21 protein-coding genes and 1 tRNA gene are annotated in these 20,729 nt (G+C 53.3%); 12 read left to right on the top strand and 10 right to left on the bottom strand.

Translation table 11 applies throughout. The features are described from left to right. Positions 1-32: 32 nt before the first annotated feature. Both aat and infA read left to right on the top strand, forming a co-directional pair. Positions 33-737 (top strand): leucyl/phenylalanyl-tRNA--protein transferase, encoded by a 705-nt coding sequence (aat, locus tag ACERJC_RS03615; RefSeq protein ID WP_178822977.1) that lies wholly within the window; start codon positions 33-35, stop codon positions 735-737. Positions 738-1,031: 294 nt separating this feature from the next. Beyond that, a complete protein-coding gene (gene infA, locus ACERJC_RS03605) occupies positions 1,032-1,250 on the top strand; it encodes a translation initiation factor IF-1 (RefSeq protein WP_001040187.1) in 219 nt (72 codons plus the stop codon). A gap of 75 nt (positions 1,251-1,325) precedes the next feature. Here the strand turns inward: infA and ACERJC_RS03600 are convergent, their stop codons facing one another. Next, a complete protein-coding gene (locus tag ACERJC_RS03600) occupies positions 1,326-2,237 on the bottom strand; it encodes a LysR family transcriptional regulator (RefSeq protein WP_373671050.1) in 912 nt (303 codons plus the stop codon). 107 nt (positions 2,238-2,344) lie between these two features. Here ACERJC_RS03600 and ACERJC_RS03595 point away from each other — a divergent pair, with 107 nt between their 5' ends. The 3 genes from ACERJC_RS03595 to ACERJC_RS03585 all read left to right on the top strand — a co-directional run bounded on the left by ACERJC_RS03595 (position 2,345) and on the right by ACERJC_RS03585 (position 4,385). After that, a complete protein-coding gene (locus ACERJC_RS03595) occupies positions 2,345-3,205 on the top strand; it encodes a pirin family protein (protein WP_373671049.1) in 861 nt (286 codons plus the stop codon). A 195-nt stretch (positions 3,206-3,400) separates the two neighbouring features. After that, positions 3,401-3,488: transfer RNA gene (locus ACERJC_RS03590), tRNA-Ser, on the top strand. A 330-nt stretch (positions 3,489-3,818) separates the two neighbouring features. Further along, positions 3,819-4,385: a B3/B4 domain-containing protein gene (locus ACERJC_RS03585; RefSeq protein WP_373671048.1), complete on the top strand. Its 567-nt coding sequence runs from the start codon at positions 3,819-3,821 to the stop codon at positions 4,383-4,385. On the opposite strand, the gene ACERJC_RS03580 is transcribed toward ACERJC_RS03585, so the two are convergent. Beyond that, positions 4,380-4,517, bottom strand: coding sequence for a hypothetical protein (locus ACERJC_RS03580; RefSeq protein WP_178827978.1), 138 nt, complete (start codon positions 4,515-4,517; stop codon positions 4,380-4,382). The two genes, ACERJC_RS03585 and ACERJC_RS03580, sit on opposite strands and share 6 nt — an antisense overlap. A 284-nt stretch (positions 4,518-4,801) precedes the next feature. Here ACERJC_RS03580 and ACERJC_RS03575 point away from each other — a divergent pair, with 284 nt between their 5' ends. Then, positions 4,802-5,197, top strand: a complete 396-nt coding sequence (locus ACERJC_RS03575; protein ID WP_371895609.1) for a VOC family protein — start codon at positions 4,802-4,804, stop codon at positions 5,195-5,197. A 206-nt stretch (positions 5,198-5,403) separates the two neighbouring features. On the opposite strand, the gene ACERJC_RS03570 is transcribed toward ACERJC_RS03575, so the two are convergent. The 4 genes from ACERJC_RS03570 to ACERJC_RS03555 all read right to left on the bottom strand — a co-directional run bounded on the left by ACERJC_RS03570 (position 5,404) and on the right by ACERJC_RS03555 (position 8,860). Continuing rightward, positions 5,404-5,652: a DUF4282 domain-containing protein gene (locus ACERJC_RS03570; RefSeq protein WP_152405281.1), complete on the bottom strand. Its 249-nt coding sequence runs from the start codon at positions 5,650-5,652 to the stop codon at positions 5,404-5,406. Positions 5,653-6,059: 407 nt separating this feature from the next. After that, complete coding sequence (gene clpA / locus ACERJC_RS03565; protein ID WP_152405282.1) at positions 6,060-8,336, bottom strand: ATP-dependent Clp protease ATP-binding subunit ClpA; 2,277 nt, start codon at positions 8,334-8,336, stop codon at positions 6,060-6,062. A gap of 30 nt (positions 8,337-8,366) precedes the next feature. Beyond that, entirely contained in the window at positions 8,367-8,687 is a 321-nt protein-coding gene (gene clpS, locus ACERJC_RS03560) for an ATP-dependent Clp protease adapter ClpS (RefSeq protein ID WP_042320277.1), read from the bottom strand. Positions 8,688-8,785: 98 nt separating this feature from the next. Further along, the gene (locus tag ACERJC_RS03555; RefSeq protein WP_212807582.1) at positions 8,786-8,860 is read right to left on the bottom strand and encodes a hypothetical protein; all 75 of its coding nucleotides are present in this window, start codon (positions 8,858-8,860) and stop codon (positions 8,786-8,788) included. A gap of 150 nt (positions 8,861-9,010) precedes the next feature. Here ACERJC_RS03555 and cspD point away from each other — a divergent pair, with 150 nt between their 5' ends. Beyond that, positions 9,011-9,232, top strand: a complete 222-nt coding sequence (cspD, locus tag ACERJC_RS03550) for a cold shock-like protein CspD (RefSeq protein ID WP_042284847.1) — start codon at positions 9,011-9,013, stop codon at positions 9,230-9,232. A gap of 75 nt (positions 9,233-9,307) precedes the next feature. Here the strand turns inward: cspD and macB are convergent, their stop codons facing one another. After that, positions 9,308-11,254 (bottom strand): macrolide ABC transporter ATP-binding protein/permease MacB, encoded by a 1,947-nt coding sequence (gene macB / locus ACERJC_RS03545; RefSeq protein ID WP_373671047.1) that lies wholly within the window; start codon positions 11,252-11,254, stop codon positions 9,308-9,310. After that, positions 11,251-12,369: a macrolide transporter subunit MacA gene (macA, locus tag ACERJC_RS03540; RefSeq protein WP_371895611.1), complete on the bottom strand. Its 1,119-nt coding sequence runs from the start codon at positions 12,367-12,369 to the stop codon at positions 11,251-11,253. The genes macB and macA overlap by 4 nt, the downstream gene beginning before the upstream one ends. A gap of 145 nt (positions 12,370-12,514) precedes the next feature. On the opposite strand from macA, the gene ACERJC_RS03535 reads away from it, so the two are divergent. After that, positions 12,515-13,465: a VirK/YbjX family protein gene (locus tag ACERJC_RS03535; RefSeq protein WP_178824536.1), complete on the top strand. Its 951-nt coding sequence runs from the start codon at positions 12,515-12,517 to the stop codon at positions 13,463-13,465. Here the strand turns inward: ACERJC_RS03535 and ACERJC_RS03530 are convergent. Further along, a complete protein-coding gene (locus tag ACERJC_RS03530) occupies positions 13,462-15,120 on the bottom strand; it encodes an ATP-dependent endonuclease (RefSeq protein WP_373671046.1) in 1,659 nt (552 codons plus the stop codon). The two genes, ACERJC_RS03535 and ACERJC_RS03530, sit on opposite strands and share 4 nt — an antisense overlap. Before the next feature lie 412 nt (positions 15,121-15,532). Here ACERJC_RS03530 and aqpZ point away from each other — a divergent pair, with 412 nt between their 5' ends. From aqpZ to hcr, 4 genes are all read left to right on the top strand, one after another. After that, the gene (gene aqpZ / locus ACERJC_RS03525) at positions 15,533-16,228 is read left to right on the top strand and encodes an aquaporin Z (RefSeq protein WP_178827702.1); all 696 of its coding nucleotides are present in this window, start codon (positions 15,533-15,535) and stop codon (positions 16,226-16,228) included. 157 nt (positions 16,229-16,385) lie between these two features. Further along, positions 16,386-17,285 (top strand): LysO family transporter, encoded by a 900-nt coding sequence (locus ACERJC_RS03520; protein WP_152405288.1) that lies wholly within the window; start codon positions 16,386-16,388, stop codon positions 17,283-17,285. A 144-nt stretch (positions 17,286-17,429) separates the two neighbouring features. Continuing rightward, entirely contained in the window at positions 17,430-19,082 is a 1,653-nt protein-coding gene (gene hcp, locus ACERJC_RS03515) for a hydroxylamine reductase (RefSeq protein ID WP_373671045.1), read from the top strand. Between the two features lie 11 nt (positions 19,083-19,093). Further along, positions 19,094-20,062 (top strand): NADH oxidoreductase, encoded by a 969-nt coding sequence (gene hcr, locus ACERJC_RS03510; RefSeq protein WP_373671044.1) that lies wholly within the window; start codon positions 19,094-19,096, stop codon positions 20,060-20,062. Positions 20,063-20,152: 90 nt separating this feature from the next. Here the strand turns inward: hcr and ACERJC_RS03505 are convergent, their stop codons facing one another. Further along, positions 20,153-20,587: a DoxX family protein gene (locus tag ACERJC_RS03505; protein WP_046477860.1), complete on the bottom strand. Its 435-nt coding sequence runs from the start codon at positions 20,585-20,587 to the stop codon at positions 20,153-20,155. Positions 20,588-20,729: the final 142 nt, after the last annotated feature.

Raw genomic sequence — 20,729 nt, 5'->3', positions numbered from 1 at the left:
CGATCCGACTCGCGTACTGGAGTTCTGCTGTCATGCGCCTGGTTCAGCTTTCCCGACACTCTATCGCCTTCCCTTCGCCGGAGGGCGCTTTACGCGAGCCAAACGGCCTGCTGGCGCTTGGGGGCGATCTGAGCCCTGCGCGGCTGCTGATGGCCTATCAGCGCGGCATTTTCCCGTGGTTTTCCCCTGGCGACCCTATTCTCTGGTGGTCGCCGGACCCTCGGGCCATTCTGTGGCCTGACACTTTTCATATTAGCCGCAGCATGAAGCGCTTTCATAAGCGCTCTCCGTATCGTGTCACCCTGAATTATGCGTTTGGTCAGGTCATCGACGGGTGCGCCAACGATCGCGATGAAGGGACATGGATAACTCAGGGCGTGGTGGAAGCCTATCACCGACTGCATGAACTGGGACACGCGCATTCCATTGAGGTCTGGCGCGACAATGCGCTGGTCGGTGGTATGTATGGCGTTTCCCAGGGAGCCCTGTTTTGCGGTGAGTCAATGTTCAGTCGGCAAGAGAATGCGTCAAAAACCGCACTACTGGTTTTTTGTGCCGAATTTGTCCGTCACGGCGGCAAATTAATGGATTGCCAGGTGCTCAATAGCCATACCGAATCGCTAGGGGCGGTCGAAATTTCGCGTCGGGTGTATCTGGAACACCTCGATGCGTTACGCCAACAACGTTTACCTCGCGATTTTTGGGTCCCTCGTACGTTATTTTTGCCCCTGAAGTGAATGTTTTCGGCACATTTTTTGTCAGGGTGTTATAATTGCGTCGCAGAGTTGGTTTAGCCCATTACCCCGCTGCCGTTAAGGATCCGTTCGCGTCAGGTAACGCCATCGTTTATCTCATCGCTCCCTTATACGTTGCGCTTCACGTGCGGCTTTGCCGTGTGCTTTTTAAGCAAACCGGAGTAATGCGCCAAATTTTGTTTGCTGCGTTTTAAACGTGCAAATCTTTACTTATTAAAAGAACTTCGGCATTATCTTGCCGGTTCAAATTACGGTAGTGATACCCCAGAGGATTAGATGGCCAAAGAAGACAATATTGAAATGCAGGGTACCGTTCTCGAAACGTTACCTAATACCATGTTCCGCGTAGAGTTAGAAAACGGTCACGTGGTTACTGCACACATCTCCGGTAAAATGCGTAAAAACTACATCCGCATCCTGACGGGCGACAAAGTGACTGTTGAGCTGACCCCGTACGACCTGAGCAAAGGCCGCATTGTCTTCCGTAGTCGCTGATTGTTTTCACGCCCGAATGGCGTACCAATAATAAAAGGTCGGTCTATCCGGCCTTTTTTGTTGTGCAGAAATCACCTACTCCTCCGTCATCCGCGCGTACTCGTCCGTCAGGAAATCCACCAGCGCTCTCACCGACGGCAGCAATCCCCTGCGTGAAGGAAAAACCGCATGAATCACCTCTCTTCGGGGTTCCCATCCTTCCAGTAACGAAACCAGTTCACCCGCCGCCAGCTGTTCTTTGACCATTAAGATGGGAAGCTGTACGGCACCGACGCCGGCGATAGCCGCCTCACGCAATACCAACATATCAGTCGTGATAAATCGCGGGGCAAAGTGTACTTCCGCTCTGGCCCCTTGTGGACCGTACAACTCCCAGCGATGAATATGTTTTCCGTATGCCAGACTCAGTCCGGGCCAGCGGCTTAATTCCGCCGGTGATGCAGGGGCACCCATGCGTGCGATCAATGCCGGACTGGCAAATAACCGGTGTGCGCGGTCAGCAAGAACCCGCATAACCAGATCGCTGTCCTCAATCGGGCGCGGTCGTACTCTGATAGCAATATCAACGCCTTCACCCACCACATCAACACGACGATTCGTCGCTTCGAGTTGCAGCGTGACATCGGGATAGCGCGCCATAAATTTCGCCAGCATCGGCCCCACGTGAACGTGGAGCAGCGTGACCGGACACGTCAGCTTCACCACGCCACGAGGTTCGACCTGCAATGCGGCAATCGCATCCTGCGCCGCCTGTGCTTCTACCAGCATCGCTTTGCAGTGCTCGTAGAACGTTTGCCCCACTTCCGTAACGTTAAACTGCCGCGTCGTCCGCTGGATGAGTCGCACACCCAGTTGCTCCTCCAGTTGCGCGATGCGCCGACTGAGCTTTGACTTAGGTTCGTCTAACGCGCGGCCTGCCGCGGCAAACCCGCCCTGCTCCACGACATGGACAAACCACGCAAAATCATTGAGGTCCGGCTTTGCCATTTATTGTTCCATTTTCAGAACGATGAGATTCATTTTAGCGACTACTCACCTCGCTGTCATGAATATAAGCTTATTCACAAGCCAGGAATACCATTGAGGAGATAATGATGAAACAGGTTACAGGCGTCTATACCGCACCTCGCCCGCACTGGGTTGGCGATGGATTTCCGGTTCGTTCACTGTTTTCGTATCAGTCCCACGCGCAGCAACTGAGCCCGTTTCTGCTGCTCGACTATGCGGGTCCCCATACGTTCACGCCGGGAACGGAAAAGCGTGGCGTGGGTGAACATCCCCACCGCGGTTTTGAAACGGTGACAATAGTGTACAGCGGTGAAGTTGAGCATCGCGACTCAACGGGTCGCGGCGGCATTATTGGCCCTGGCGACGTGCAGTGGATGACGGCAGGCGCAGGCATTTTGCATGAAGAATTTCATTCTGAAGCCTTCACCCGCAAGGGAGGAGAACTGGAGATGGTGCAACTGTGGGTAAACCTGCCAGCGAAAGACAAAATGACGTCACCGGGATACCAGAGCATCTCTCAGGAACACATCCCGACCATTGAGCTGCCGAACGAGGCAGGAACGGCACGAATCATTGCCGGTCAGTATCAGCAGACGACAGGATCGGCTCACACGTTCTCGCCGCTGAACGTCTGGGATATGCGACTGCAGCAGGCGCGCCCGTTGACGCTTTTGCAGCCAGAGGGGTGGAGTACCGCACTGGTGATCCTGAAAGGTTCAATCAGGGTAAATGGCTCGACAACGGCAAATGAGGGGCAACTGGTCGTATTAAGTCAGCAAGGAGACTCAGTGCATCTGGAAGCCAGCGGTGATGCCAGCGTGTTGTTGCTGTCGGGGGAACCGCTGGATGAACCGGTAGTCGGTTACGGTCCGTTTGTCATGAATACCAAACAAGAAATTGCAGAAGCCGTTCGCGATTTTAACGCTGGCCGCTTTGGTCAAATCTGACCGGGAGGAGGTTGTAAGAATAGCAAAATGCGGGATTCATAACGCAGAAAAGCTTCCCCGACGGCATCGTTCGGGGAAGCTGTACAATGCGTAACCAAACGATAAGCAAAGCGTAAATACTGCTTGACCGTTTTAGCGCAACTCCCTATAGTAGCGCCCCGTTGCTCCCCAAGCGGTCAGGCAACAATACAATATGGTGAGGTGTCCGAGTGGCTGAAGGAGCACGCCTGGAAAGTGTGTATACGGCAACGTATCGGGGGTTCGAATCCCCCCCTCACCGCCATATTTCAGATGAGAGCCGGTACTTATGTATCGGCTCTTTTCTTTTATGTTCTCCATCGGGGGGGGATGAGAATCCCCGACCGGAGCAACAGGTTAGATTTGTTGCCTTCAAGGTATGTCATCAGAGATTTCCACCCGGGCAATGAAATCATCTGCAATTTTATTCAATACACATCAGAGCAGCGACCGATATTCTGTCAGAAATAGTGCTAAGGAGAGAATGTCAATGCCGCTATGTTATGCCTCTGAAATTCATACGAGATTCAGGCAACTTCGTTCTGCGACGATCGGTGTTAATGGTATTCACGCAGATGCTAATTCGGGCGCACCAGTGGCTCAGTTACTTGCCGTCGCAGATAAGCGACTGACGGCAACTCGCGAAGGCGAGTTTGCAGAGATTAAAGCCTGGCGTCGTGCTTTTTCCGAGTTAGGCCTTAAGCCTACGCAATATCGCTGCGCATCGGAATCTCTGCTAAGACGGTATCGCAAGAACGGAGAGTTGCCGACGCTACATCCGCTGATTGACCTGTGTAATGCGGCTTCCCTCGCCTTTGCCATACCGGTTGCTGCGTTTGACATCGACCGGATCAGCGGCGCGTTAACAGTGCGTTCAGCCTGTGGGGATGAACTCTATGAGACGTTTTCCGGGGAAACGGAACACCCTGAACCCGGTGAAGTTATCTTTGCCGATGATTCCGGGCGAGCCCATGCCCGACGCTGGACTCATCGACAAAGCGGTTGGTCGGCCGTTCGCCAACGTACGTCCAACGTGCTGATTGTCGCCGAAGCTTTGCACGAAACCGCACAGGATGACGTTGAAAACCTTATTGTCGCACTCACAGACGCCATATCTCAGGTATGGCCTGCAGCCATACGGACGGACATAAAGCGCTTATGAACCCAGCGCTTCGGTTTGCTGGTAATGGGTATTTGCGACGGTGGTACGTTGATACATTATTGCCAGGGCAAAAGTATTATCATCAATAAAGACGGTACCCCGCACGAGTGTGGGTATTTGTCTCTGAGCCATATTCTTCCCCATTATCCCGAGCAGTGGTATCCCATGATAATTTCGGGCTTTATTTTACGACGATAATTCCTGGGATTAATCAGTTTCAGGGAGGTTGCTGCGCTCAGATTAGTCAGTAACTTATTCATTCGTCGGGCATTCGGGATATAGCTTTCATCTGTCTATACCACTCACATTCATTCTGGATTTGTGATTGAAAAATAAAGACTGGTATAAACACTTCCGTTCAGATCTCCGAACAGGCATAGTGACGAATGAGGATTTTTTTCACAACAGGAGTTGCCATGTTTTCTTATGTCATGTTGGGTACCAATAACCCGGAAGTTTCTTATAAATTTTATGCGCCACTAATGGAGGTGCTGGGATATCCTCTGGATGGTCGAAGTGAGAAAGGCGCCGCCTGGGGCACGTTTAAAAATAATAATTCCACAGGGCTATGTGTTGGCCTTCCCTTTAATCAACGTCCGGCAACATTTGGCAATGGCGTGATGGTGGCGCTTAATGCCCCCTCCGTTGATATAATTAACAAGCTCTATGCCTTAGCGTTAGAAAACGGTGGCGAGGATGATGGTCCTCCTGGCTACCGCCCACACTATGGTGATGATTTTTATAGTGCTTATGTCCGCGATCCTGACAAGAACAAAATTGCTTTTGTTTTTTACGATCCGACAAAAAAATAAAGTCCACTGTATTTGATATGTGCCTGCTCTGCCTCAACGTTTATCGTCTGCGACCTTTTATGGCTCTACAGGCCATACGTTGATTCATTAACTTAGCTGAAACATCCTGACACTCTGCATGAATAAGCAAAGTGTCAGGATGTTATCTCAGTGTGAAAATAAACATCACATTGTAACAGACCAGGATTAATACCAGGGAAACGCTATTATTCTGATTTATTGGAATTCTGTGCAATCAGACGCAGATACTCATTGTTTTTAAACGCAATCATAATAAGTTCAAACATGACGCGACAGCCAACCAGACTAAAAGCCGTGCCAAATAATCCTGCAATGATTTGACCATTAAATATAGAAATCACGCCAACAACGGCCACTAAAACCATAAAAATCCAGTATAAAAACACCATGATTTTAGGAGTCAGCAGACTATCGAAACCCAGAATTACTTTCATTTGGCTATCCTTAATAAATAAAATTTGAAGAAAACTGCAAGAACAACATATATTATCTATTTCAAAATGTAAATACTGATTTATTAGTCTGGCTACTATTCTATTGCGTTCTATTGCGAGACAATTGAAGGTAAGAATTTTCCGTGAATAGCGTGATAATGATTTCAGGATTATAATATTAGCTAAGCATGGGATATAATTTCATGAAATAAATATTGGTATTTATTATTAACTAATTATTAATATTCATCTTACCGTTTCCTCTGCTGGGTAGAATAATCTGAAGGTAAAACGATAAGGGATCCGTGGGGATGAAAACCGACCTATGAGGCAGATGTTTGTCTGTCCAGATAATAGAGAACCGGGCACGTGGCCCGGTTCGTCAGTCAGCTAAGAGAGCGTTGAGATTAATGCGCGGCTTCCGGCTTGTGCTTCTGCGCACTCTGGAAGCCATAGGTCAGTTCATTTTTCTCTTTATCCAGTGCCACGGTCACCTGTCCGCCGTCCACCAGCGAGCCAAACAGCAGTTCGTTTGCCAGCGGTTTTTTCAGGTTATCCTGAATCACACGCGCCATTGGACGTGCGCCCATTGCCCGATCGTAGCCCTTCTCAGCCAACCAGTTGCGCGCTTCCTGGCTGACTTCCAGGGAGACACCTTTCTGATCCAACTGAACCTGCAGCTCGACAATGAACTTATCAACAACCTGATGGATCACCTCAGTAGACAGGTGTTCGAACCAGATAATATTGTCGAGACGGTTACGGAACTCCGGCGTAAACACTTTCTTGATTTCACTCATCGCATCAGTGCTGTTGTCCTGATGAATCAGGCCAATCGATTTACGCTCAGTTTCGCGTACACCGGCGTTGGTGGTCATGACCAGCACCACGTTACGGAAATCGGCTTTACGCCCGTTATTATCCGTCAGCGTGCCGTTGTCCATCACCTGCAGCAGCAGGTTAAAAACATCCGGGTGCGCTTTCTCGATTTCATCCAGCAGCAGTACCGCATGAGGATGCTTGATGACCGCATCCGTCAACAGACCACCCTGATCAAAACCCACGTATCCCGGAGGCGCACCAATCAGGCGGCTGACGGTATGACGTTCCATATACTCGGACATGTCAAAACGCAGCAGTTCGATTCCCAGCGCTTTGGAAAGCTGTACCGTGACCTCTGTTTTCCCGACACCGGTCGGCCCGGCAAACAGGAAGGAACCCACCGGCTTATGCTCGTGTCCCAGACCCGCGCGGCTCATCTTGATGGCTTCGGTCAGCGCCTCAATGGCCTTATCCTGCCCAAAGACCAGCATTTTCAGACGGTCGCCAAGGTTTTTCAGCGTATCGCGATCGCTTTGCGACACGCTCTTTTCCGGAATACGCGCAATACGCGCGACCACAGACTCGATATCCGCCACGTTAACGGTTTTCTTGCGTTTGCTGACCGGCATCAGACGCGCACGCGCACCAGCTTCGTCAATGACGTCAATCGCTTTATCCGGCAGATGACGATCGTTGATATATTTCACCGCCAGCTCAACCGCCGCACGCACCGCTTTCGCGGTATAACGCACGTCGTGGTGCGCTTCGTACTTCGGCTTCAGGCCGTTGATGATCTGTACGGTCTCTTCCACCGACGGTTCAGTAATATCAATTTTCTGGAAGCGACGGGCTAACGCACGGTCTTTCTCGAAAATATTGCTGAACTCCTGATAGGTCGTGGAGCCAATCACGCGGATCTTACCGCCGGAAAGCAGCGGTTTAATCAGGTTTGCGGCATCCACCTGGCCGCCCGATGCTGCACCCGCACCAATAATGGTGTGGATCTCGTCGATAAACAGAATACTGTTGGTATCCTGCTCCAGCTGTTTCAGCAGCGCTTTAAAGCGTTTTTCAAAGTCACCGCGGTATTTGGTGCCCGCCAGCAGCGAACCGATATCCAGTGAATAAATCGTGCAATCGGCCATCACTTCCGGCACGTCGCCCTGCACGATACGCCAGGCCAGTCCTTCGGCAATCGCCGTTTTCCCGACGCCGGATTCCCCGACCAACAGCGGGTTATTTTTACGCCGACGGCACAGCACCTGGATGGCACGCTCCAGTTCTTTGTCGCGGCCGATCAACGGGTCAATACCGCCAACACGGGCAAGCTGGTTAAGGTTTGTCGTGAAGTTCTCCATACGTTCCTCCCCGCCAGCTTGCTCTTCGGTATTGGGCTGACTGCCGGGATCGGATGACTGACTCGGCTCATCTTTGCGCGTACCGTGAGAAATAAAGTTGACTACGTCAAGACGGCTGACCTCATGCTTACGCAACAGGTAGGCCGCCTGAGACTCCTGTTCGCTAAAGATGGCAACCAGCACGTTCGCGCCAGTCACTTCACTACGCCCGGAGGACTGAACGTGGAAAACCGCACGTTGCAGAACGCGCTGAAAGCTCAGCGTCGGCTGCGTGTCGCGTTCTTCTTCGCTGGCAGGCAGTACGGGTGTGGTTTGTTCTATGAAGGCTTCGAGTTCCTGACGGAGCGCCACGAGGTCCACGGAACACGCTTCCAGCGCTTCGCGGGCCGATGGGTTACTGAGCAGCGCCAGTAACAAGTGCTCGACGGTCATAAACTCATGACGGTGCTCGCGCGCTCTGGCGAAAGCCATGTTTAAACTGAGTTCCAGTTCTTGATTGAGCATAGGCACCTCCCCCAATTTTTATGCCTGCATTCAGGCTTTTTCCAGCGTACACAGCAACGGATGCTCGTTCTCCCTTGCATACGTGTTCACCATCGCCACTTTGGTCTCCGCGACCTCTGCGGTGAATACACCGCAAATGGCTTTACCGTGATAGTGAACCGCAAGCATCAGTTGCGTTGCACGTTCTACATCATAAGAAAAGAATTTTTGTAACACGTCAATAACAAACTCCATCGGAGTATAATCATCATTGACTAATATCACTTTATACATAGATGGCGGTTTAAGCGCGTCACGCACTTTATCTGCCGCCAGCTGGTCAAAATCCAGCCAGTCGTTCGTCTTACCCATTGTCAGTCGTCATCTTCAGTTACGGTTACCGGCAGAACAGTCTGCCGCTGACAAGAGCGGATGTGCACACTCAATCTACCTCAATTGATAGATAACTATCATCTATCACTGGCATCCGCGACATCTGTCACATTCCCGCCAATAGCGTTAACTGCTTCAAATTTTTGATTCATTTTTACCCACTGCCCCCCGTCAGATGCTTGACGCCCCGCCTGATTTCTCTAAATTGTAGTTTCGAGAGTTGGCGAGGTTTTGAACAACCCCCACTCCACCACCGGTTCATTCCATCTTACTTATATAAGATTTACGAAGGATGTCGAAGCATGGAAACGGGTACTGTTAAGTGGTTCAATAATGCCAAAGGGTTTGGTTTCATCTGCCCTGAAGGCGGCGGCGAAGATATTTTCGCTCACTATTCCACCATTCAGATGGATGGTTACAGAACGCTAAAAGCCGGACAGTCTGTCCAGTTTGATGTTCACCAGGGGCCAAAAGGCAATCACGCCAGTGTCATCGTGCCTATCGAAGCAGAAGCTGTTGCATAGCTCTTCTGTCTCATTGTGTACATCCCGCAGATAAAATGCCAGCCCGATCGGCTGGCATTTTTATTTCCCGCAACGTTACTCTCGCGCCAACGCATCGACCGGATCCAGTCGCGCCGCGTTGCGCGCCGGTAACCAGCCGAACAGAATACCGGTAAAGGTAGAGCACAAAAATGCCGTCAGCAGCGCTACCGGCGAGAAGCCAATCTCCCAACCGGGCAGGAACAGCTGCAGCGTGAAGGCGATCAGCATCGACAGGCTGATACCCAGCGCGCCGCCGACCAGGCAGACCAGCACCGCTTCAATCAAAAATTGCTGCAGCACATCGCTGGCGCGTGCGCCAACTGCCATCCGGATACCTATCTCCCGCGTACGCTCCGTGACCGACACCAGCATAATGTTCATCACGCCAATCCCACCGACCACCAGTGAAATCACCGCCACCAGCGTCAGGAACAACTGAAGAGTACGTGTGGTCTTTTCGGCGGTTTTCAAGACGCCGTCCATATTCCAGGTGAAGAAATCCTTTTTGCCATGACGCAGCGTCAACAGTCGGGTGAGTTGCTGTTCGGCCTGCGCGCTGTCGAAGCCCTCTTTCACCCGCACGGTGATCGAGTTCAGCCACGACTGCCCCATAATGCGCCCGGACATCGTGCTGTAGGGCAACCAGACGCGTAGAATTTTGCTGCTGCCAAACATCGACTGCTTCTCTTCTGCCACGCCAATCACCGTCGCAGGCATGTTGCCCACGAGGATCACTTCGCCCACCACGTTCGCCTTATGCGGGAATAACTGACGTCGGGTGTTGCTGTCGAGCACCACGACCTGCGCGCGGTCATTAAGCTGTTCGCGGTTAAAGGTGGTTCCTTCACTGAAGGTCATGCCGTAGACGTTAAAATAGTCGCCACTCACCCCGTTTGCACTGGCGGCAACATCGGTGTTGCCGTAGCGCAAGCGCAGATTCTGCGACACGGCGGGCGTGGCGGAGGTTACCCATGGCTGTTTCTGGATAGCGGCGAGATCGTCGTATTTCAGCGCCTGCTGGTACTGCGGGTCGTCGTCACCAAAATCTTTGCCGGGGTAGATATCAATGGTGTTGGTCCCGATGGCGCGGATATCCGCCAGCACCAGTTGCTTCGCCGCATCACCGACGACCACAATCGACACCACCGACGCGATACCGATAATAATCCCGAGCATCGTGAGCAGCGTGCGCATTTTGTTGGCCGCCATCGCCAGCCACGCCATCGTAAGCGCTTCACGGAATCCGCTGATAAACTGACTCCAGCCGGACGCCGTTTTCACCGTCGGTTCCTGAATCCCCTGTCCCTGAACGGCACGTTTTGCGGGCGGATTACGCACAATTTCGCCATCATGAATTTCAATCACCCGTTCTGCCTGGGCCGCGACCAGGGGATCGTGGGTGACGATAATCACCGTGTGCCCGCGATCGCGCAGCTGATGCAGGATAGCCATCACTTCTTCACCGGAACGGCTGTCGAGCGCGCCCGTGGGTTCATCGGCGAGGATCACCTGTCCGCCGTTCATCAGCGCGCGGGCAATACTGACGCGCTGCTGCTGACCGCCGGAAAGCTGCGAGGGTTGGTAATCGACGCGATCGCCCAGGCCAAGCCGCTGGAGCAGTTCCTGCGCGCGCACCAGACGCTGTTTCCGCTCCGTTCCGGCGTAAACGGCGGGGACTTCGACGTTTTGCGCCGCCGTCAGGTGAGACAGCAAATGATAGCGCTGGAAAATAAAGCCGAAATGCTCCCGGCGCAGCTGCGCCAGCGCGTCACGATCCAACGTTGATACATCGCGTCCTGCCACCCGATAGGTGCCGCTGGTGGGTTTATCGAGGCACCCCAGGATATTCATCAGCGTAGATTTGCCAGAGCCAGACGCCCCCACGATCGCCACCATTTCGCCGGCATTGATCTGTAGCGTGATGCCTTTCAGCACCTCCACCTGTTCTTCTCCGGAGGGGTAACTGCGACGAATATTGCTCAGCTCAAGCAATGCCGTCATTGTACGGCTCCCGGTTTACCCTCGCCCGTCACCACTTCATCCCCGGCTTCCAGCCCTTTCACAATCTCCACGTCGGTGTCATTGCGCGCGCCAATTGACACCTCACGTTCACGGGTTTCGCCGTTACGCAGCAGAGTCACCTTGTAGCGATTGTCCCCGACCGGATCGCCCAACGCGGAAAGCGGGATCGTCAGAACGTTTTTTACATCGGTTAGCTGAATGTGGACCTGCGCGGTCATCTCCAGTCGCAGAATGCCTTTTGGATTGGGCACTTCAAAACGGGCGTAATAGAAAATGGCATCATTAACCTTTTCCGGCGTCGGCAACACATCTTTCAGCGTCCCTTCGTAACGGGTTTGCGGATCGCCCAGCACAGTAAACCAGGCCTTTTGCCCCGGTTTAAGGTGAATCACATCGGCTTCAGAAACCTGCGCTTTCACCAGCATCGTGCTCATATCCGCCAGCGTCAGAATGTTCGGCGCTTGCTGCGCGGCGATCACCGTCTGACCTTGCAGGGTGGTAATCTGCGTGACTTCTCCAGCCATCGGCGCGACGATGCGGGTGTAGTCGAGATTGGTTTTCGCGGTATCCAGAGACGCCTGATTACGCTTGATCTGCGCATCGATGGTGCCGATTTGCGCCTGCTTCACCGCCATCTCCGTCGCGGCGGTGTCCAGATCCTGTTGCGATACGGCCTGGGTTTTTGCCAGTTGCTGCTGGCGAGAGAGCGTCACCCGCGCCAGTTTCCACTCAGCTTCGGCCTGCTGGCGTTGGGCGCGCAGTTCCATTAGCGTCGCTTCCACCTCTTTGATCTGGTTTTGTGCCTGTTCAGGGTCGATAACGCCAAGCAACTGGTCTTTCTTCACCTTGTCGCCAATCGCCACCGACAGCGTTTTGAGCTGACCGCTCACCTGCGCCCCCACATCCACTTTACGCAGCGCGTCGAGTTTGCCGGTTGCCAGCACGCTTTGCTGCAGATCTCCCGGACGCACAATCAGCGTCTGATAATTTGGCACTGGCGCATTCAGCGTCCGCCAAAGGGCAAATGCCCCCAGGATGAGAATGAATATAAGCAGCAGATAGCGCTTTTTAATTTTATTTCCCTTAATACCCATAGCGATCCTGATGGTAAGTTTTCAGCTGAAATTCAACAGTATCTAAACAAACCGCAAGCGGAAAGGACAGCGCTCAAGGCATTGACGATTGGTTAAGATTCAGCGTGTTTCAATTTTCGCAATCATCGCATTGCGGATTATGATCATGTCACAGATTACTGATAATACCTTTTACACTTCAGACGTTGCGTCTCCTTTACAATTATTTATGCGCCTGACGCGTGGTCAATTACTGCCGGGTAAATTCTGGCGGAAAGCCAGCTTTCGCCGTAAGTTTTTAATTCGCTCGCTGCTGATGCCAAGAGCCACCCGTCAACTGCTGGAAAATCTGACCCAGTGGCCTGAGCTGAATACGTTACTGACACGGCAACCCCGGTTACCTATCCGTCTGCATCGCCCGTATATGGCCGTAAATATTAAGCGCGATACCGCGCTGACTGCGCTCTGTAGCCATTACGATCTGCTGCGTCAGTTGTTCAGCCGCGAACAACTGGCCTGTTATTTAAGTCAGGGCGGTCTCAACCTGGCAAAAATTGAGGCTAAAGATGGTACGCCATTCCAGCTTGATTTAGTCAGTCTGGTCTCGCTGGATAAAGAAGGGGAAAGTACCGTTGTGATCCGCGACGATCGGATGCGTATTCTGGCAGAAATTACGTTCACATTCTGCACGTTAAACGGAAAACGCACCCTGTTTATCGGGGGCTTGCAGGGCGCGGCCAATGATGTCCCGCATGAGGTGATCCAGCAGGCCACCAAAGCCTGTTACGGCCTGTTCCCCAAAAGAATGGTGATGGAAGCGCTGTGTCAGTTCGCGCACATCGCCGGGGCGGAGCAGATTCTGGCGGTCAGCAACGCGGTACATGTTTATCGCAGTTGGCGCTATATGGATAAAAAAACGCAAATGCATGCCGACTACGACGCCTTCTGGGCGTCACTGGGCGGTGAAAAGACCGAGGGGGAATACTTCTCTCTGCCGCTGACCATTGCACGAAAAAGCGAGGCGGAGATTGCCAGCAAAAAACGGGCTGAATACCGCCGTCGCTATGCGCTGCTCGACAGCGTCGTCACGCAGGTTCCGCAGCGGTTACAGAATTAATCCGCTCGACCGCGCGCCAGCCACAGCACCCGGGAGAACATATGTCTCAGCAGCGTCGGCACCGCATCCACACCCCGCCGCCCGGCTTCCATCGCCACTTCGATGGCTAAGTCGGGCTTCGATGAGCGATGGATCGCCTTCGAAATGATTTTACGCATATTCATCGGCACGTTTTCCGGGATTTGCGCCACCCGGTGAAAGACATCGGAAAACCCTTGCCGGTACATAAAGTGTTCCATATCCAGCGCGGGTAGCGTGGTCAGGTGCTCTCGCTCTTCCTCCCGATCGTTATTCAGCAGGCTTCGCACCGTGGCGGCATATTTTTTCCCGGCTTCATCACCATCCACCAGCACATGCCACTCAATGCCCATCCGCCGGGCGAATTTCACCAGCGGCTTGAGACCGGACTGCGCAAATTCGATCACCTTAATCCCTTCGGCGTCAAAATGATGGCCGCACTGGCGGGCCAGTTCGTTAATCACCCAGGTTTCTGTTTCGCCTTCCACCAGCAGCCAGCAGCGGGCAAACAGCGAAGAGGCGCGGTTAAAGCGAATGTGAAAGGCAATGCGTCGACCATCCTCGGCGCTCAGACCACCCGGCCCCAGACGCCAGGCCGCTACGCGCGAGGATTCACGCACCAGACGACAGACATGCTCCACGGGGGTCAACGAGAGTAATTCGCCCGAGTTAGTGGTCGTGATACGCTGAAGCGGCAGCAGATTCAGCAACTGCCACGCCACTGACAGCATAATAGGATGCAGGCGCGTTTCCGGGTCTTCCACCAACAGCAACGGCCTGGCATTTTTATGCAATCTGACCGTGCCCTTCGCCTGCAATAGCGTGGAGAACAGTCCCAGCAGAATCACCCGGTGAGTACGCCCGCCAGGTTTGTCAATCATCCGGTTGATGATATCGAGATAGCGCCAGCTTCGCTGTTCGTTGGCGGAGCGTCGGCGCATTAAGCGGTGGCGGGACTGTGAAGTACCCTGCTCGGTAAAATAGTGCTCCAGCAGTTGCACCATCGCCGAAAGCCCCTGGCGAATCTGTCCGTCGGTGAGATTCTGCGGGCGCATCGCCAGTTCCCGGGCGAGAAAATCCAGTTGCCGGGCGGTGACTTCCACATCGTCAACCTCCGGCACCGTACCGTTACGGATGCGGCGCATAAACCGTGCATCGCGTAAGCGCAGCACCGGCATCAGGCGCACCAGATGTCGCGCCTGTTCGTTGATATCGTCCACCGCCAGCGGGTGCCCGTCGCCGTCGAGAAAACTGCGCAGCGTCATCACGCTGCCGTCTTCTCCGCATTCGCCTTCAAGGCGATAAAAGATGCGCTGAAATCCATCGTGGCACGGCGCCCAGCACGCCTCCAGCGGCCGGTAGCGTCGAACCCGGTAGCGACCGGGTTGCGATTCACGAAACGTCAGCACGATATGCAGGTGATGTTCACGGCCTTTCATATCGCCAGGAGGAAACCAGAAATCGTCACGGTCAAAATGATACAACTCTGATTCGGGTGACAGCAGCAGCGTTAACGCATCCAGTAAACTCGATTTACCCCAGGCGTTCTCACCAATCAGGACGTTGTTCTGCTCGAGCATCAACGACAGTCGATTGATACCGCGAAATCCCACTATCTCAACGCGTTCGAGAATCATGTTTCCTCCAGAAAACCTTCACTTTTCCTTTAAGCTCCTCGCAGTATAACTGCAAAAGCCGGCGCGGGACGTGATATGGACATTATTACGCTGGCTAACTGTACGAAGGGTGAACGATTTATTCTTTTCTCTTTCATTCGTAATAGAGAGCAGGCATGTTTGGCAGGACATAAATAAATCCGTTTGCGTTAATTCTCCTTCATATGACTATGCGCTACACTTTCCCCTAAGAGAAATCTATGGAAGGAATGACGCCGCATTGCCCTAAATCAAACTAACAGGCTTTATTTGACTAGAGAACGGATGACGATCGTTTTTAAAATAGCGAGCTATTTATTTTGTCGTCATTCAGGCGAACAGTAAATATCAATTACCGCAACGCTTTTGCGGTTATTTTTACATTGAGGTGGATATGTTTAGAAAATTAGCAGCCGAATGTTTTGGTACATTCTGGCTTGTTTTTGGTGGCTGCGGCAGCGCCGTACTGGCAGCAGCGTTTCCGGAATTAGGTATTGGCTTTGCGGGTGTCGCACTGGCATTCGGCCTGACCGTATTAACCATGGCTTTTGCCGTTGGTCATATTTCCGGCGGGCATTTTAACCCGGCAGTGACATTAGGCTTATGGGCCGGCGGTCGTTTCCCGGCAAAAGACGTCATTGGCTACATTATTGCCCAGGTGGTGGGCGGTATTATTGCCGCAGCGGTACTGTATCTGATTGCCAGCGGTAAAGCCGGCTTTGATGCAACGGCCAGCGGTTTCGCCTCCAACGGTTATGGCGAGCATTCACCGGGCGGTTACTCCATGCTGTCCGCGATCGTTATCGAAATCGTGCTGACTGCCGGTTTCCTGCTGGTGATTCACGGTGCCACTGACAAACATGCACCGGCGGGCTTTGCGCCAATCGCTATCGGTCTGGCATTGACCTTGATCCACCTGATCAGTATTCCGGTGACCAATACGTCTGTTAACCCGGCGCGTAGCACCGCGGTCGCCATCTTCCAGGGCGGTTGGGCATTAGAACAACTGTGGCTGTTCTGGGTGATGCCGATTATTGGCGGTATTCTCGGTGGCCTTATTTACCGTACGCTGCTCGAAAAACGCGATTAATGACAAAACGTCCGACGGCATATGCCCGCCGGACCAAACACTCTTCAGCCGGATAAGGCATCGTCCCTGTCCGGCTTTTATTTTGCATCTTTACTGAACCCGCGTTATTGGGTAGTGTCATGGCGCTGTCTCGCTAATTCAAAGGACCCGGCTGTTCATGTTTTCAGGACTACTCATCATTCTGCTCCCGCTGATAGCAGGTTATCTCATTGTGCTTCGGCACACCGCGGCATTAAAACTGATCAATCGGCTCTTAAGCTGGATGGTTTATCTGATTCTCTTTTTTATGGGGATCAGCCTGGCCTTTTTAGATAACCTGGCGAGCAACCTGCTGGCGATATTTCACTATTCCGCCGTCAGTATTACCGTTATTTTACTGTGTAATATTGCCGCATTACTGTGGCTGGAACGCACGTTACCCTGGCGTCACCATCACCAGCAGGAGAAACTGCCCTCCCGTATCGCGATGGCGCTTGAGTCGCTGAAGTTGTGCGGCGTGGTCGTGATCGGCTTTCTGCTGGGCTTGAGCGGTCTGCCCATTTTGCAACACGCCACAGAGGCGAGCGAATATACGCTGATCCTGTTACTGCTGTTAGTCGGGATCCAGTTACGCAATAGCGGTATGACGTTAAAGCAGATCGTCCTGAACCGGCGTGGCATGATTGTGGCGGTCGTGGTCGTCGCCAGCTCCATGATTGGCGGCCTGATCAACGCGCTGATTCTCGACCTGCCAATGAAAACCGCGCTGGCAATGGCGTCGGGTTTTGGCTGGTACTCCCTGTCGGGTATTTTGCTGACCGAATCCTACGGTCCGGTGATCGGCAGCGCCGCGTTCTTTAACGATTTGGCGCGCGAACTGCTCGCGATTATGTTGATCCCGGGACTGGTGCGCCACAGTCGCTCTACCGCGCTGGGACTGTGTGGCGCCACATCGATGGACTTTACCCTGCCGGTGTTACAGCGTACCGGTGGGCTGGAGATGGTTCCGGCGGCGATTGTCCACGGCTTTATCCTCAGTTTGCTGGTGCCCATTTTGATGGCCTTTTTCTCCGCTTAACTCCCTCTCTGGCGGTAGGGTTCTGCCGCCAAAATTGAGCTAAATCAATCTCCCTGTAAATTGTATCAGAAATACCTTTTCTCCCTTTACGCACAGGCATAACCTTAAACATGTATATTAAATATAACTTTAAAAGGTGTGACCATGTTTTGTGTGCAATGTGAACAAACCATCCGTACTCCGGCAGGAAACGGCTGCTCTTACGCGCAGGGTATGTGCGGTAAAACGGCTGAAACCTCTGACCTGCAAGATCTGCTGATTGCCTCCCTACAAGGCCTGTCTGCATGGGCGGCTAAAGCGCGTGAATATGGCATCATTAATCATGACGTCGATAACTTTGCGCCGCGTGCTTTCTTCTCCACGCTGACCAACGTTAACTTCGATTCCCCGCGTATCGTCGGCTATGCTCGCGACTCTATCGCGATGCGTGAAGCGCTGAAAGCCCAGTGCCTGAGCGTTGACGCCAATGCGCACTGCGACAACCCCATGGCTGACCTGCAACTGGTGAGCGACGATCTGGGCGACCTGCAACGTCAGGCTGCCGAATTTACCCCGAATAAAGACAAAGCCGCCATTGGCGAGAATATCCTCGGCCTGCGTCTGCTGTGTCTGTACGGCCTGAAAGGTGCGGCGGCCTATATGGAACACGCACACGTTCTCGGTCAATACGACAACGACATCTACGCGCAGTACCATAAAATTATGGCGTGGCTGGGCACCTGGCCTTCCGATATGAACGCTCTGCTGGAGTGCTCAATGGAAATCGGCCAGATGAACTTCAAAGTGATGAGCATTCTGGATGCGGGTGAAACCACCAAATACGGTCACCCGACGCCAACACAGGTCAATGTCAAAGCCACTGAAGGCAAATGCATCCTGATCTCCGGCCACGACCTGAAAGATCTGTACAACCTGCTGGAACAAACCGAAGGCACCGGCGTTAACGTCTATACCCACGGTGAAATGCTGCCGGCGCATGGCTATCCGGAACTGCGTAAGTTCAAACATCTGATTGGTAACTACGGCAGCGGCTGGCAGAACCAGCAGGTCGAATTTGCCCGCTTCCCGGGGCCTATCGTGATGACCTCAAACTGCATCATCGACCCGACCGTGGGCAGTTACGACGACCGTATCTGGACCCGTAGCATCGTCGGTTGGCCGGGTGTAAGCCACCTGGAAGGTGACGACTTCGGTCCGGTTATCGCACAAGCGCAGCAAATGGCGGGCTTCCCGTACAGCGAAATTCCGCATCTGATCACCGTCGGTTTCGGTCGTCAGACGCTGCTGGGCGCGGCGGACACCCTGATCGATCTGGTGAGCCGTGAAAAACTGCGTCACATCTTCCTGGTTGGCGGCTGCGACGGCGCGCGCGGCGAACGCAACTACTTCACCGATTTCGCCACCAGTGTACCGGACGACTGCCTGATCCTGACCCTGGCCTGCGGTAAATACCGTTTCAACAAGCTGGAGTTCGGCGATATTGAAGGTCTGCCACGTCTCGTCGATGCCGGTCAATGTAACGACGCTTACTCCGCCATCATTCTGGCCGTGACGCTGGCAGAAAAACTGGACTGCGGCGTGAATGACCTGCCGCTGTCTCTGGTGCTCTCCTGGTTCGAACAAAAAGCGATTGTCATTCTGCTGACCCTGCTCTCCCTGGGCGTGAAAAACATCGTGACCGGTCCGACCGCACCAGGCTTCTTCACGCCAGATCTGCTGGCGGTACTCAACGAGAAATTTGGTCTGCGTTCGGTGACCACCGTTGAAGAAGACATGAAGCAATTGCTGAGCGCGTAAGGAGTTAAGACATGACAATGCCAACGAATCAGTGCCCATGGCGGATGCAGGTTCACCACATCCATCAGGAAACGCCGGATGTATGGACAATTTCGTTGCTGTGCCACGACTATTATCCGTATCGCGCCGGGCAGTATGCACTGGTGAGCGTACGTCATTCAGCGGACACGCTGCGCGCTTACACCCTCTCTTCAACGCCGGGCGTCAGCGAGTACATTACGCTGACCGTTCGTCGGATTGATGATGGTGCGGGCTCACAGTGGTTAACCCGCGACGTGAAGCGCGGCGACTACATCTGGCTGTCCAATGCGATGGGCGATTTCACCTGCGAAGATAAAGCCGATGATAAGTTCCTGATGCTGGCGGCCGGTTGTGGCGTCACGCCGATCATGTCGATGCGTCGCTGGTTGGCAAAGTACCGTCCGCATGCGGATGTCCAGGTCATCTTCAACGTGCGTTCGCCGCAGGATGTCATTTTCGCCGAAGAGTGGCGTCAGTATCCGGTCACGCTGGTGGCGGAAAATAACGCCACCGACGGTTTCGTGGCCGGTCGCCTGACCACGGAACTGCTGCAACGTGTTCCTGACCTGACGTCTCGTACCGTGATGACCTGTGGTCCGGCACCGTATATGGATTGGGTCGAGCAGGAAGTGAACGCGCTGGGCGTGACGCGCTTCTTTAAAGAGAAGTTCTTCACCCCGGTGGCAGATGCAGCAACCAGCGGTCTGAAATTTACCAAACTACAACCGGCGAAAGAATTTCACGCCCCGGTCGGTACGACGCTGCTGGACGCGCTGGAAAGCAACCAGGTGCCGGTGGTTGCCGCCTGCCGCGCCGGTGTATGCGGATGCTGCAAAACAAAAGTCGTGGATGGAAATTACACGGTGAGCAGCACCATGACGCTAACTGAGGCGGAAATTGCCGACGGCTACGTGCTGGCCTGCTCCTGCCATCCGCAGAGTGACCTGGTTCTCGCCTGACAGCAGATTGCCGCATGACGCTGCGCTTATCCGGCCTACGAGAACAATGGTAGGCCGGATAAGGCATTTACGCCGCCATCCGGCAATTTCTCACCGCCACGCCGAATTGCCAGCAACCGAAAACCGTCCCGCCCCTAAAAACGCCACCGCCAGCGCGCCGATAAAGAAATAGACCAGGCTTTCAATCGCCCAGGCCCCGGTTTTATCCAGCGCCCAGGTTTCATTGATCCCGACCATCAGCCACGCCACAATCATGGTGAACGCCAGTACCAGCGCCGCCGGACGCGTCAGGATCCCGAGAATAATCAGGCAAGGCGCAATCACTTCGCCCACCAGCACACCGTACGCAATAAAGCCCGGTAGCCCTTTGGCAATCAGCATTCCGCTGATGCCATCAATGCCGGCAAACAGCTTATGCAGCCCGTGAAACAGCATTAATCCCCCAACCGCCAGGCGTAATAAAAACTTGCCAAAATCCTCGTGCGTCAGCATCCGATTCACTGCATTTAACAATGTTGTAAGCATCTGAGTTTACTCCTGGTTCGCCCTGATTTTTTTTCACGCTACGCGTTATCCCCCCTGAAAGGAAGCTGCTGAAAATAAGGGGGTGCCACGCAGCGTAATCAGTATCTTCATCTAAACTTGTAACCGGTATCACAATTAAGGA

Origin of the sequence: Citrobacter telavivensis (assembly GCF_041807075.1) — a bacterium.
Lineage (GTDB): Bacteria > Pseudomonadota > Gammaproteobacteria > Enterobacterales > Enterobacteriaceae > Citrobacter_A > Citrobacter_A telavivensis.
The sequence above is the reverse complement of the archived record's forward strand: the minus strand, read 5'-3'. Positions and strand labels throughout refer to the sequence as shown.

Bases quoted from the DNA above. Each gene is read 5' to 3' on its own strand.
- ACERJC_RS03580 (WP_178827978.1), bottom strand. From the start codon at position 4,517: ATGGCTCAGAGACAAATACCCACACTCGTGCGGGGTACCGTCTTTATT.
- hcr (WP_373671044.1), top strand. From the start codon at position 19,094: ATGACAATGCCAACGAATCAGTGCCCATGGCGGATGCAGGTTCACCAC.
- ACERJC_RS03530 (WP_373671046.1), bottom strand. From the start codon at position 15,120: ATGATTCTCGAACGCGTTGAGATAGTGGGATTTCGCGGTATCAATCGA.
- hcp (WP_373671045.1), top strand. From the start codon at position 17,430: ATGTTTTGTGTGCAATGTGAACAAACCATCCGTACTCCGGCAGGAAAC.
- aat (WP_178822977.1), top strand. From the start codon at position 33: ATGCGCCTGGTTCAGCTTTCCCGACACTCTATCGCCTTCCCTTCGCCG.
- aqpZ (WP_178827702.1), top strand. From the start codon at position 15,533: ATGTTTAGAAAATTAGCAGCCGAATGTTTTGGTACATTCTGGCTTGTT.
- cspD (WP_042284847.1), top strand. From the start codon at position 9,011: ATGGAAACGGGTACTGTTAAGTGGTTCAATAATGCCAAAGGGTTTGGT.
- ACERJC_RS03535 (WP_178824536.1), top strand. From the start codon at position 12,515: ATGTCACAGATTACTGATAATACCTTTTACACTTCAGACGTTGCGTCT.
- clpA (WP_152405282.1), bottom strand. From the start codon at position 8,336: ATGCTCAATCAAGAACTGGAACTCAGTTTAAACATGGCTTTCGCCAGA.
- ACERJC_RS03600 (WP_373671050.1), bottom strand. From the start codon at position 2,237: ATGGCAAAGCCGGACCTCAATGATTTTGCGTGGTTTGTCCATGTCGTG.
- clpS (WP_042320277.1), bottom strand. From the start codon at position 8,687: ATGGGTAAGACGAACGACTGGCTGGATTTTGACCAGCTGGCGGCAGAT.
- infA (WP_001040187.1), top strand. From the start codon at position 1,032: ATGGCCAAAGAAGACAATATTGAAATGCAGGGTACCGTTCTCGAAACG.
- ACERJC_RS03520 (WP_152405288.1), top strand. From the start codon at position 16,386: ATGTTTTCAGGACTACTCATCATTCTGCTCCCGCTGATAGCAGGTTAT.
- ACERJC_RS03505 (WP_046477860.1), bottom strand. From the start codon at position 20,587: ATGCTTACAACATTGTTAAATGCAGTGAATCGGATGCTGACGCACGAG.
- macA (WP_371895611.1), bottom strand. From the start codon at position 12,369: ATGGGTATTAAGGGAAATAAAATTAAAAAGCGCTATCTGCTGCTTATA.
- ACERJC_RS03575 (WP_371895609.1), top strand. From the start codon at position 4,802: ATGTTTTCTTATGTCATGTTGGGTACCAATAACCCGGAAGTTTCTTAT.
- macB (WP_373671047.1), bottom strand. From the start codon at position 11,254: ATGACGGCATTGCTTGAGCTGAGCAATATTCGTCGCAGTTACCCCTCC.
- ACERJC_RS03570 (WP_152405281.1), bottom strand. From the start codon at position 5,652: ATGAAAGTAATTCTGGGTTTCGATAGTCTGCTGACTCCTAAAATCATG.
- ACERJC_RS03595 (WP_373671049.1), top strand. From the start codon at position 2,345: ATGAAACAGGTTACAGGCGTCTATACCGCACCTCGCCCGCACTGGGTT.